Here is a 13,325-nt window from a genome sequence, read left to right as displayed (position 1 = left end):
TGGACTCCCCGAACCAAGGCGGCTTACGTATTAACAGCCCGACCGCTTCGCAGCCACTTGTGCAGACTCTTCGGCCGCATATCGGTCCGGTTCTGTCCGGTGTGGTCCAAAGGTGCAGCCTGCACTGTTTGGCCGTAAACCGGCCGACGGCAAGTTACAACCTGGACCAAGTTGGGCCAAAGGCTGTGTTGCTCCTCGTCGCCAACCAGGGCGAAAAAAACCGCCATTACCACCGCTGAAGGGATTGATCCTCACTAGTCCCCCTAGTCCCCCAAGCCGTCTTAATTGACACGAGCGCAACGGTTCCAAACCATACTGGATATCGACTGGGCTGGTCCGTGGTTTCAACAAAGTTCCCGGATTGTGACATGTCGCACAGCCAGTATTGGGCGGCAGCATCGACGTCTGCTCTTGCGAGACGTGGAGCGGTAGAAGAGACGTCTGGGCGGCAGCAGCAAGTAGACCTGCGGTGAAGCCAACTGCAAGCGCTAGCCATTGGCAGATGTGACATTGAGCCAGCGCAGCTCAACGTCACGTCACCTCCGCCGCGACGGAGCTGTCACATACGCTCGAACGCCACCTCATTAACTGGAATTTGCAAGTTGATGCGAACTCATCGCAGGCAAGTGCAATGGCGCGGCCGTAATTCCAGTTCTGGAGCATCAGCTACTCCCGATGCCGATCTGATGCTCTGGCGGATTGTTGTCGTGCTTCTCGAACATGCCCAGCTATTGGAGACGAAATGCGGCGCCGTCGTAGTAAAACTGGTGCTACAACGAAACTCGCTGGCCTCCAAGGCGCTTGGTGTGGTTACCCACCACGTCACTATGTCGTTTGTGCAGCGATGGCGGCGCCCAACGCAAATGTGACAATAAACCTGGGTGTGGCATCAGCCTGAGTAGAACTTCGCGTGGCAGACCGCCGGTGACCAGCGAGGTGCTGGTGTTTAAGGTGCGGCCCAAGGCGAACCAGGCCAGCCGGTGCTCGCGGTGCCAGAAACGCTGTCCGGCCTATGACGGCGGGGACGGGATCAGGCGCTGGCGCAGCCTGGATCTGGAGACGACGAAGACCTATCTGCAGGCGGCAGCACCGCGGGTAGCCTGCCCCGAGCATGGAGTGGGGGTGGCCCACCTGCCCTGGGCGTGGCCCGGCGCCCGTCATACCTGGGCTTTTGAGGACACAGCCGCGTGGTTGACCGCCCACGCCGCCCTCAGTGTGGTCGCGGTGTTTTTGCGGGTGGCCTGGCGCGTTATCGCCGCGATCGTGAGCCGCCGATGGCCACGACACCAACGACCTGCTGGGCCGGGCTGACGCGCATCGGCATCGACGAGATCGCCTACCGCAAAGGCCACCGCTATCTGACCTGCGTCATCGATCACACAACAGGCTCGGCTGGTGTGGGCCGCTGAAGGCCGTAACAAGGACACCTTGGGCCGGTTTTTCGACCAGCTCGGCGCCGAACGTGCCGCGGCGTTGACTCACGTCAGCTGTGGTGGGGCAGAATGCATTCACGCCGTGCTGCGGGACCGGGCCCCGGCCGCGGTGAGCTGTCTGGATCGTTTCATGTGGTGGCCTGGGCGCTCAAGGCCCTCGACCGGGTGCGGGTGCGTACCATGGCCCGCGCCGGTGTCCGCGACCGGCACGCGATGTGGGCGGTGCGCAAGAACCCGGCCCACTTGACCGGTGAGCAACGCACCAGCCTGGCCGCAATCACGGCTACCAACGCCACGCTGTATCGGGCGTATCTGCTAAAAGAGCAACTCCGCGAAGTGGTTCGGGTCAAAGGCCGCGACGGCCGCCGTCTGCTGGCTGGTTGGCTGTCCTGGGCGTCGCACTCGCGCATCCCGGAGTTCGTTGCCGTAGCCCGCACCATCCGCCGTCGCAAGGAGCTCATTGGCAACACCCTCGATCACCAACTGTCGAATGCCCGCTCGGAATCCACCAATACCAATACCCACCTGCGGGCATTGACCAAGCGTGCGTACGGGTTTCACAGCCCTGAGGCGCTGATCGGCATGACCATGCTCACCCGGGGCGCCCTTTGCCCGGCACTACCTGGCCGAGCAATATGAAACCCGACCCACGGAAACGTCAGGAGATCGCAAACACTTCCGCACGGGACTGAAATGGCCCCGGCGACGGAGTTGGGACCGTAACGCGGTTGGAAAGTCAGCCATGTCTCCTGTGCAACGTCTCGTTCGCCAGCAATGCGCGTGCAGATTTCACCGCCACCTCGGGACGCTGGAGTTTTACCCTCCGGTGAGATGCTGCTGGAGTATCGATCGACTATCGGTGAGCTAACTAACACGACGTACCCCGAGGATCGATGCAGATCAGCCGTGCCCTCCTACGCGTGCAGTCAGGGTCACGATCCCATATCTCATTGAGAACAAGCTATACGGCAGCCGTCCACATGGTTTACTCATCAAGATCGGGTCGCGCTCCCTAGCGCCACACACTCGAGGTGATCGCCGCACGGCTAGCCGGCGACGCACCACATTCGAGGCGTTGCCGTCTGGCGTGTCGCGGCCGATGTGTAGTTGCATGCTCGAGTGGCTCAGATGCGTCGGGTATCGAAACGGGTGGAGGGGATTCGCGATTTTCCGAGTTTTCAGGCGGCTGTGGATTCCGTTGGTCATACTCGTAGTCATCGCCAGCGGAGGTTTCACTGTGACACGACTCCATAGTGTTTTCGGCTCTGAGAAACGTGCTTCGTATGCCGACACAAAAACCGCCGACACCAAACCGTTCAACCCTAAGCACCTTACGTACGAGGTCTTCGGCCCGCCAGGGACTGTCGCTACTATCAGCTATTTCGACGTTAATGCTGACCCGCAGCGAGTCGAAAACGCGCACTTGCCGTGGTCGTTGGAATTTGCAACTACCGAGGCGACGGCCGTCGGAAGCATTGTGGCACAGGGTGACAGTAACAGCATTGGGTGTCGCATCGTGGTCGACGGCGAAGTAAAAGCTGAACGAGTATCAAATGAAGTGAACGCATTCACCTTCTGCCTATTGAAGGCCGCATGATCAACCAACACATTGCTGAAAAACACACTGCACCGCCGTTTGCAGCGCGGACGATCCACCGATTCGCCGTGCCTATTATCTTGGCGTGGTTGGCAATCGCCTTCATCGTGAGCGCCGCAGTCCCGCCACTGGAGCAGGTAGAGAAAGAACGCTCAGTATCGCTGAGCCCCACGGATGCCCCGTCGTTCCAGACAGCGACGCGCGTCGTCGAAGACTTCAAGGAATCGAACTCCGGCAGTGTAGTGATGGTCGTTTTGGAGGGTCAGCAACCATTAGGTGACGATGCACACCGGTACTACGATCGTCTCGTCCGTCAGCTTGAAGATGACTCAAAGCATGTGCGGCACATTCACAATTTTTGGGGCGATCCTCTGACAGCGGACGCCGCCCAGAGCTCCGATGGCAAGGCCGTCTATGTCCAGTTGGACCTGGCCGGTGAACTCGGGCAGGCGTTAGGGAACGAATCGGCCGAGGCTGTTCGCGATGTCGTGGCACGCACACCACCACCGCCCGGCGTGAAGACGTATGTAACTGGGCCCGCAGCAATCGCCGCGGATATGGGCCATAGTGGCGACAGAACAGTTATTACCATCACGGCTGTAAGCCTTGCGGTAATTTGTACGATGCTATTCTTGGTCTACCGCTCGGCTATTACTGTAATTCTTTTGCTTGTGATGGTCGGAATAGAACTGCAGGTAGCACGCGGCGTCATCGCGTTTGTCGGCCACCATCAGCTTATCGGTCTTACTACCTTCGTCGTCAACATGCTGACGTCTTTGGCTATCGCTGCTGGTACAGATTACGGCATATTCTTTCTAGGACGTTATCAAGAAGCACGCCAGGCCGGCGAGGATCGCCTTACTGCCTACTTCACTACTTACCGCGGGGTCGCCAAAGTTGTCTTGGCGTCTGGTTTAACGATCGCCGGTGCCCTCTTCTGTTTGAGCTTTACTCGACTTAACGCCTTCCGAGCAATCGGCATCCCCTGCTCGGTGGGCATGCTAATTGCGGTCGCAGTAGCGCTTACTTTGGTTCCGGCCGTTATTGCGGTGGGTAGTCGTTTTGGCCTCTTCGACCCCAAGCGAAAGATTGGGACCCGTGGATGGCGACGGGTGGGCGCGTCAATCGTCCGGTGGCCCGCGCCCATTCTCGCCGCCACACTAGCAGTCGCGTTGATCGGTCTATTAGCGCTTCCGGGATATGTCCCTAGCTATAACGACCAGAAGTACATTCCTCAAGATATCCCGGCCAACCAGGGGTACGCGGCTGCCGCACGACATTTTTCTGAGTCTCGAATGATGATGCCTGAGATTCTCTTGGTTGAGGCTGACCACGATATGCGTAATCCGGCAGACTTCTTAATACTTAACAAACTCGCGAAGGGTGTGTTTGCTGTCCCCGGCATTGCAAGCGTGCAGGCAATAACTAGGCCTACCGGAGACCCGATTCAGCACACGACCATTCCGTTTATGATCAGCATGGGGCAGGCCAGCCAGATGCAAAATCTTGCGTTTCAGAAACTGCGTATGAACGACATGCTCAAACAGGCTGATGAATTGGCGAAGACCATCAGTCTAATGCAACGTATGTATGCGCTAATGCAAGAGCTCACCAACACCACTCATCACATGATCAGTGAAACGCACGAAATGCAAGCGATCACGGAGGAGTTGCGCGATCACATCGCTGATTTCGAAGATTTCTGGAGGCCGATCCGTAGCTATTTCTATTGGGAAAGGCACTGCTACGACATTCCGATCTGTTGGTCACTGAGGTCGATATTCGATTCACTCGACGGTGTTGACCTGGTTACCGATAAGCTTGAGGACCTCGTCAAAGACCTCGACAAACTTGACGTCCTGCTGCCGCAGCTGCTCACGCAATTCCCCCCAATGATCGCCACCATGCAGAGCACCCGCACCATGATGCTGACCATGCACAGCACGATGTCCGGGATCTTCAGCCAGATGGAGGACGGCAGCGATAATGCGACCGCCATGGGGAAAGCTTTCGACAAAGCCAAGAATGACGACTCTTTCTACCTGCCGCCGGAAATTTTCAAGAACAAAGACGTCCAACGGATCATGAAGGTGTTTTTGTCGCCGGACGGTAAGGCCACCCGCATGCTCATCAACCAGAAGGGCGATCCGGCCTCACCCGAGGGTATTGCGCGAGTCAACGAAATAAAGACCGCGGCCGAAGAGGCGTTAAAGGGAACTCCGCTGGAAAATGCAAAAATCTATCTCACGGGTACCGCAGCAATTTCGAAGGATATCGTTGACGGGTCGAAATACGATCTGTTGATCGCTGCGGTCGCGGCGCTCTGTCTGATCTTTATCATCATGCTGATCATGACGCGCAGTTTTATCGCCGCGCTTGTTATCGTAGGTACAGTGGCGCTTTCATTGGGCGCGTCTTTCGGGTTGTCTGTGCTGGTGTGGCAGTACCTTCTCGGCATACGAATTCACTGGGTAGTGCTAGCTATGTCAGTGATTGTGCTCCTAGCGGTCGGGTCTGACTACAACTTATTGCTGGTTTCCCGGATGAAAGAGGAAATAGCTGCTGGGATAAATACAGGCATCATCCGCGCAATGGGTGGTACCGGCAAGGTTGTGACTAACGCCGGGCTGGTTTTTGCATTCACCATGATGTCTATGGTCGTGAGCGACCTGCGTATCGTGGGCCAGATCGGCACAACGATCGGCCTCGGCCTGCTATTCGACACGCTGGTTGTTCGAGCCTTTATGACGCCATCGATTGCTGCGCTTCTGGGACGTTGGTTCTGGTGGCCGCAGCAAGTGCGCCCGCGGCCAGCTAGCGGATTACTCAGACCGGTCGGGGCTCGCCCTGTTGTGCGGTCCTTGTTGTTGAGGAATTAGCGGGTGTTTACCTTTGGCCCGGTGAAAGCCCCATGACTACCGGAAACGGCCGGCCGCCGCTCCTGGCGCGGACGATTCGCCGGTTTTCCCTACTCGTCATCCTTGCCTGGGTGACGCTGACTCTGCTTGTGACTTTCGCGGTGCCATCTTTGGAGCGAGTGGGCCAGCAGCACTCGGTATCCATGAGCCCGAAGGACGCGCCTTCGGTGCAGGCAATGACCCGCATGGGTAGAGACTTCAGAGAATCCGACTCCGATAGTTTCGCGATGATTGTCCTGGAGGGGCAGCGACCACTCGGGGACGATGCTCACCGTTTCTACACCGAACTGATTCGCCAACTGCGGGATGACCCGAAGCACGTCGAGCATGTCCAGGATTTATGGGGCGATCGCTTAACCGCAGCGGGTGTGCAAAGCGCCGATGGCAGGGCCGCTTATGTGCAAGTGAATCTTGCCGGCAACCAAGGTACGACCTTGGGTGACGAGTCCGTGGCTGCGGTGCGAGGTATTGTCAAGCGAACTCCACCGCCGCCGGGAGTAAAGGCATACGTCACCGGTGCGGCGCCGCTCATTGTGGATATGCAGCACAGCGGCAACAAGTCTATTGTCAAGATCACCGCGGTAACGGTCGCGATAATCTTCACAATGCTGCTCCTCGTCTACCGCTCGGTCGTCACCGTCATTTTGTTATTGGTCATGGTTGGCGTCGAGCTGGCCGCGGCGCGGGGAATCGTCGCATTCCTCGGGCACAACAATATTCTTGTTCTCTCGACGTTCGCTATTAACCTGCTGGTATCTCTGGGAATCGCGGCTGGAACCGATTACGCTATATTTTTCTTCGGTCGATATCATGAGGCACGCCAGGCCGGTGAAGATCCGGAAACGGCCTATTACACCACCTATCGCGGGGTCGCCAAGGTTGTCTTAGCGTCGGGATTGACAATCGCTGGGGCGATCTTCTGCCTAAGCTTTACCCGGATGCCCTATTTCCAGACCATGGGCGTGCCGTGCGCCGTGGGCATGCTCGTCGCGGTCGCCGTCGCACTCACATTGGTTCCGGCTGTTATTGCCCTGGGCAGCCGCTTTGGTCTATTCGAACCCAGGCGCGCGCTCAGGGTTCGGCGCTGGCGTAGGGTAGGCACCACCATCGTGCGCTGGCCCGTCCCGACCTTGGCTGCCGCGTGTGCGATCGCATTTATGGGTCTGCTGGCACTGCCCGGCTACAAAACCAGCTACAACGACCGCCTCTACATCCCCAAAGAAATTCCGGCGAATTTGGGGTATGCGGCCGCTGATCGGCATTTCTCCCAGTCACGACTGATGCCGGAGATTTTACTGATCGAATCCGACCATGATCTGCGAAATCCAGCAGACTTTCTGGTGCTAAACAAACTAGCCAAAGCGATTTTTCAGCTTCCCGGAGTTTCGCGGGTGCAGGCCATAACCCGGCCCGAGGGCACCCCGATTGGACATACCTCGATACCTTTCTTAATCAGCCTGCAAAATGCGACGATGCAACAAGACATGAAGTACATGAAAGAACGTATTCACGACATACTCAAGCAGGCTGACGATATGGCAAAAATGATCGGTATAACGCAGCATATGTACACGATCACGCAACAGATGGTCGCCACGACGCATCGAACGATTGTCACAACGAAGGAACTCACCGATATCACCGAGGAACTGCGGGATCACGCTGCCGACTTTGAAGATTTCTTCAGGCCGATTCGGAGCTACTTCTACTGGGAAAAACATTGCTACGACATTCCCATCTGCTGGTCGCTCAGATCGATATTCGACGCAATCGATGGTGTCGACGAACTTACCGATAAGATGCGCGATCTGGTCAAAGACCTCGACAAAATGGATGCACTGATGCCCCAGCTGCTTCAGTACTTTCCGCCGATAATTGCCAGTTTGCAGAGCATGCGCACGATGATGCTAACTATGCACAGCACTATGGCTGGCATTTTCGACGAGATGGAGGACGCGAACAATAACGCCATGGCACTCGGCCAGGCATTCGACGCCGCCAAGAACGATGACTCTTTTTATCTGCCTCCGGAGGTTTTCCAGAACAAAGATTTCCAGCGCGCAATGGGTTCGTTTTTGTCGCCAGACGGGAAAGCGGCCCGATTCATAATTTCGCAGCGCGGCGAGCCCGCGTCACCGGAGGGCATTAAGCGCATCGACAAGATAAAGTCGGCCGCAGAGGAGGCTCTCAAAGGAACGCCCCTTGTGAACTCCAAGATCTATTTGGCGGGCACCGCGGCAACCTACAAGGATTGGGGCGACGGCTCCCGATACGATCTCTTGATCGCCGGGGTCGGTTCTCTTTGCCTGATTTTCATTATCATGCTGATCATCACGCGAAGCTTCATTGCTGCCTTGGTTATCGTGGGGACGGTGGCCCTTTCGTTGGGAGCGTCCTTCGGCTTGTCCGTGCTCGTCTGGCAGTATGTCCTGGGCATCAAACTGCACTGGATGGTGCTCCCCATGTCGGTGATCATCCTGCTGGCGGTGGGCTCCGACTACAACCTGCTGTTGGTATCCCGGATGAAAGAAGAAATTGCCGCCGGGATAAACACCGGGATCATCCGGGCAATGGGCGGTACCGGCAAGGTCGTGACGAACGCAGGCCTGGTCTTCGCGTTCACAATGATGTCGATGGCGGTCAGCGACCTGCGCATAATCGCTCAAGTGGGCACCACGATCGGCCTCGGTCTTTTGTTTGACACCTTGGTCGTCCGCTCGTTCATGACACCGTCAATCGCCGCGCTGCTCGGACGGTGGTTCTGGTGGCCGCAACTTGTGCGCCCCCGCCCGGTCAGTCAATTGCTTCGGCCCTACGGGCCGCGCCCACTGGTTCGTTCTTTGCTGCTAAACGGCGATGACGACGCCGTGACAACCCCGATTCCAAGGCCCTCAGTTCCGGTAAGTCGGCGCCGTTGAATATCGCCGCGACAACGCTAGCGGTAGGCGAACGAGTAATAGGGGTAACAAAGGTCAAAAACTTCATCGCTCCGCTTCGCCTGTTGCGAGCCAGTGAAGCGTCGCATCATCCAGCTTCACCTCCAATGCGGCCACGTTCTCGGCGAACTTCTCAGACGTCTGGCAGCCAACCACGGCAAATGGGTGAAGCGGGTGGCACAACACATATGCGAGCGCTACCTGCGCAACGGTGAGATTCCTCTCGTAAGCGAATGATCTTGTGCGCTCAAGCTTTTCGATGTTCCCCTCGCTCCCGAAATATTTTGCGCACCACCGGCCCACCCGATTGCTGTTGGGCTTCTTCGGATCGTAGTGATCGGAGAAGAATCCGCGGGCAAGGCTGGAGTACGCGAACACCGGCAGCCCCTGCGTCATGTACCAGTCCCTAGCGCTATGTTGCTCTTTGCCACCGACCGTGACAGCGCCTCGCCATGGAGGTCGGACCCAATCAGCAAGGCTGAATTGAACGCTCGACGCAGAGAACGGTCGCCACCCATTGCGCTGTGCCGATGCATTGGCACTAGCGATTCGTTCGTGCGTCCAGTTCGATGCTCCAATGGCACCGATCTTGCCTTCGGCCAGGTGACGGTTCAGCCGCTCCATGATCGCGTCGACTTGCGCAGTGGGATTGTCGTAGTGGAGCAGATAGAGATCGATGAAATCCGTGCCGAGCGCCTTGAGGGATGTTTCAAGGTCATGTGACACCGCAGACGGTGATAGCCGCGGCCGACCTGAGAGCAGGCTGGGGTGACACCCCTTGCTGATGACCACGACTTCGTCGCGGTTCCGGCGTGCCCGAATCCAGGCACCCAAGGTCCGTTCGGCGTCGCCATAGACACGTGCTGTGTCGAATGCGTTGCATCCCAGCTCAAATGATTGATCCAAAATTGAGAAGGCCTGTTGCTCAACACTGTGATCGGGTAGCCACGGCAGTCGACGCCCCCGCAACCGATCGGTGCCAAAGACTATGCGTGAAACGGGTTTATCAACCCCGCCAACTTCTTGGTACTCCACTGAGTCCTCTCACTTCGCGTACTCATCAACGATGAACCGACAGGCGCGAACAGTGAGGGCCATCATCGTGAGGGTCGGGTTTTGGAAGCCGGGGGACACAAAGCAGGCGCCGTCGGTGACGAACACGTTGTCGGCATCCCAGCACTGACAATGGGGATTAAGCACGGAGTTGTCCGGCCTGTCGCCCATGCGCGCACCGCCCGTCTCGTGGATGGCTGTTCCCGGCGGGAAAACGCGACCCCGGCGATTTAGCCAGGGATTCGTGTCAACCTCCAAACCGCCAGCGGCCGCGATTTCGGGAATCCTGCGCTTCATATGGGCGACCATGTTGGCTTCGTATTGAGAATGGCTGCACGCGATTCTAGCCACCGGGATTCCCCATGCATCTTTGACGTTCGGATCGATCGACACGCGGTTTTCATACCGCGGCTGCATCTCGCCGAACGCATTCATGGCCCACATCGGTGTGCCGCGCCCGATCGCGACCTGAATTCCGTAACCGCCCGGAAAATTCTTCGATTCCTTTTCGCAAAAGCTTGGGATGTAGAGGCCATTTGCCACGAAGTCGAATCCATCCTCATTGGGCGCGGGCTCGACATACTGCTCAGACACCCTCCCGGCCTGCGCGTAGACGACATGGTCGCACAGGTAACGACCTAGGTGGCCCGATGAGCCCCCGACACCCAACGGGTGCTTCGCGCACGCGGAGTTCAGAAGGATCCGCACGCTCTCGATCGCCGACGCGCAGAGGACCACAATGTTTGCCTGAACGGTCTGCGTCTCTTTGGTCAACCGGTCGATGTACTCGACGCCGGTCGCTTTGCCCGACTGCTCGTCGATAAGCAACCGACTCACCACGGCATCTGTTCGGATCTCTAGGCGACCGGTGGCGATCGCGAGCCTGATCGGTAAGGGAATCCTGTTGTTGTCGTACTTAACGATCCTCGCGTAGGTCACTCGGACGTTTGGCAGCCTTCTCTCGACATTAGCGAGGAACGATTCTTCGAGCTTGGTCGTCTTCGCCGGCCCGATGAACTGTCCGTCGGGACAGTTTGGAATGCCTGCGCATATACCGTGAACCACCAGAGTTTGCTCAACGATGTCGTAGTACGGCGCCAAATCTTCGTACGACAGCGGCCAATCGACGCCATCTCCGCGGATGCTGGCGGCTTTCAGCTCGTAATCCGACATGCGGTATACCTGCCGGCACCAGGTGTGAAGTCGGCCGCCGAGTTGCCGGCCCCTGAACCACAAGAACGGATTCCCTCGCTCCGTCGTGTAGGGGTTTTCTTTGTCATTGACGTAGAACTGTTTCGTGGTCTCAGAGAACGGTGGGCACCGGGCTTGAACATGTTGGCCCTGTATCGCCGATCTGACACGTCCTACTATTCCCATCCCGCGAAGCTTTGCGCCGTCAGGAAAGTCGCGGGCGATATCAAGATTCCTGCCGGCCTCAAGCAGCACCACGTTCATGCCGCCTTCCGTCAACTCCTTGGCCGCCCACGCGCCGCAGGCGCCCGAGCCGACGATGATGGCGTCATAGGTTGAGCTACTTCCGCGCATATTTGCCGTTACTCACTCGGTGCGTGATTGTCTTGTTAGCGATCGGCAGCGGCGATTGCCACACCACGGCGCTCAGAAATCCAGCCATACTCCAGAAAATTTCCCGAATCTGCAAGTCTTGCTGGGGCGCAACGTTACACCACCATGACTGCGGTCGTCCTTTAATTAGATCGCTGACAACTCATGATTCCCCGACTTTGCTGAAAGATCTTTGCCGGTCACGGCCTACCCAACCTAACCGCGCCAATCGGATACATCACTACTGGGGAATCAAACGACGACCGCACTCACCGATCTACCTGACACGCTGTAGCCGAGCAAAATCTTCGACAAGGTCCGCGGTGGTCGCCACGCTTTCCGCGGGTTTAGTCGTCTGGGTGGCGATCTCGCGCGCCCGAGCGCCATATTCGGGAGCAAGAATGCGACGCAGATCGGCGACCAGAGTCTTTTGGGTTGTGCTCGAAAAGCGCCGCCCGAACCCGACTTTCAGCCGTTTGAGCTGAGCGGCCCAGATCGAGTGGTCGGGCATCATCGACAAGATCAACTGGGGGACACCGGCACGCAGGCCTGCGGCCAAAGTACCCGCGCCACCGTGGTGCACAATCGCCCGGCAGGCCGGGAATGTGGTCGCGAAATTTACTGATTCCACCACCTTGACATGTTCGCAGCTGGGAACGTTACTGAAGTCGCTCCAACCGGCGCACACCAATGCCCGTTGACCTAATTGCGCACAAGCCGCGCTGATCATCGCAACCGTGTCGCCGGCAGATTCCACCGGTATGCTGCCGAACCCGAAATAAATCGGCGGCGCTCCAGCGGCAATCCACGACGCGATCTCGTCGTCGGCATCTGTCGGCAAATCCATCGTCAGCGCGCCGACAAAGGGACGTCGACGCCCGAATTGGGCCCATTCGGCCGCCAGCCCTGGAAAGCAAATCTCTTCGTAAGCCTGTATTTCCAGCCATCCTTGCTCAACGATCCGCTGCGACGGGCGGCATGCAGCCTTTGGTAGCCCTAGTTCATCGCGCTGCCTGTCGTCCACCTTCTTCGCCATGCACCAAGACAGGTACTCATCCACTGTCATCGCCAAGCGAATCAATGGCGCAGGCAGGACTGGTACGAGACGCCCGTTAGGACGTATCGGACGGTAGTGCAGCGTGGCCAGCGGAATGCCGTAGTACTCAGCAACATTGGCAGCAGGCTGCTCGAAACTCACGTTGGTGAACAGTAAGTCAACCCCGCTCGCCAATGAGGTCAGCTTCATGCACATTTCGCCCCAGCACTCGCTGATAAGCTTGCCGACTTCACGCCACAACATGGCCAGATCGCGAAGCCTCCAAGGTGTGCGGAACAAACACGTCCAGAAATCGGTGTGCACGTCTAACCACACCCGTGTTTCCAGCCCGCACGAATCAACCGCAAGCCCGGCTTCCTCGGCGAAGCTGACTAAGTCGGGCGGGGCGATCACGTGCACGTCGTGTCCGCGCCGTTCGAGTTCGCGGCCGACAGCGACGAATGGCTCGACATCCCCGCGGCTTCCCCAACTTGCCAGCAGAAACCTCATCGCGGTTCATCGCCTTTCGTCTTCTGTACGCACGTATTGCGAAACGAAAGCGGCCGCGTCGCATTCCCTGACTCAGCCGTGCGGCAGCATAACCCAGGACCGGCCCAGCTGACCCTCGTATTGAGCAGGTCTTCGGTATTCGGTTTTCGCCTCTCCGACTGTGCCGCGTGGCGGCAGCACCGCTGCTAACATTGCGGCGATGCGTCGATACCAACTGCATGTCGGGCATAATCGCAGAAGCCGCGCACCACGAGAGACAACACGCAATGTCAGCTGTGT

General features: G+C 57.9%; 7 protein-coding genes and 1 pseudogene. 5 read left to right on the top strand and 3 right to left on the bottom strand.

Translation table 11 applies throughout. The features are described from left to right. Positions 1 to 924: 924 nt before the first annotated feature. The 5 genes and pseudogenes from MYXE_RS00515 (at position 925) to MYXE_RS00490 (ending at position 8,866) form a co-directional block, all read left to right on the top strand. Positions 925 to 1,311, top strand: a complete 387-nt coding sequence (locus tag MYXE_RS00515; protein WP_161552001.1) for a transposase family protein — start codon at positions 925 to 927, stop codon at positions 1,309 to 1,311. A gap of 84 nt (positions 1,312 to 1,395) precedes the next feature. Next, a pseudogene (locus MYXE_RS00505) lies at positions 1,396 to 2,072 on the top strand (transposase). 598 nt (positions 2,073 to 2,670) lie between these two features. Next, on the top strand, positions 2,671 to 3,030 hold the full coding sequence (locus MYXE_RS00500; protein ID WP_332102199.1) for an MmpS family transport accessory protein: 360 nt from the start codon (positions 2,671 to 2,673) through the stop codon (positions 3,028 to 3,030). After that, positions 3,027 to 5,909, top strand: a complete 2,883-nt coding sequence (locus tag MYXE_RS00495; RefSeq protein ID WP_085198016.1) for an MMPL/RND family transporter — start codon at positions 3,027 to 3,029, stop codon at positions 5,907 to 5,909. The genes MYXE_RS00500 and MYXE_RS00495 overlap by 4 nt, the downstream gene beginning before the upstream one ends. A gap of 32 nt (positions 5,910 to 5,941) precedes the next feature. After that, positions 5,942 to 8,866 carry an MMPL/RND family transporter gene (locus MYXE_RS00490; protein ID WP_085198014.1) on the top strand — a complete coding sequence of 975 codons (2,925 nt, stop codon included), beginning with the start codon at positions 5,942 to 5,944 and terminating at the stop codon, positions 8,864 to 8,866. Positions 8,867 to 8,929: 63 nt separating this feature from the next. On the opposite strand, the gene MYXE_RS00485 is transcribed toward MYXE_RS00490, so the two are convergent. The 3 genes from MYXE_RS00485 to MYXE_RS00475 form a co-directional block, all read right to left on the bottom strand. Then, a complete protein-coding gene (locus MYXE_RS00485) occupies positions 8,930 to 9,919 on the bottom strand; it encodes an aldo/keto reductase (RefSeq protein ID WP_085198011.1) in 990 nt (329 codons plus the stop codon). A 9-nt stretch (positions 9,920 to 9,928) separates the two neighbouring features. Beyond that, a complete protein-coding gene (locus MYXE_RS00480) occupies positions 9,929 to 11,482 on the bottom strand; it encodes a GMC oxidoreductase (protein WP_085198008.1) in 1,554 nt (517 codons plus the stop codon). A 295-nt stretch (positions 11,483 to 11,777) separates the two neighbouring features. Then, positions 11,778 to 13,046: a glycosyltransferase gene (locus tag MYXE_RS00475; protein WP_085198005.1), complete on the bottom strand. Its 1,269-nt coding sequence runs from the start codon at positions 13,044 to 13,046 to the stop codon at positions 11,778 to 11,780. Positions 13,047 to 13,325 lie beyond the last annotated feature (279 nt).

This window comes from Mycobacterium xenopi, from assembly GCF_009936235.1.
Classification (GTDB): Bacteria; Actinomycetota; Actinomycetes; order Mycobacteriales; family Mycobacteriaceae; genus Mycobacterium; species Mycobacterium xenopi.
The sequence above is the reverse complement of the archived record's forward strand: the minus strand, read 5'-3'. Positions and strand labels throughout refer to the sequence as shown.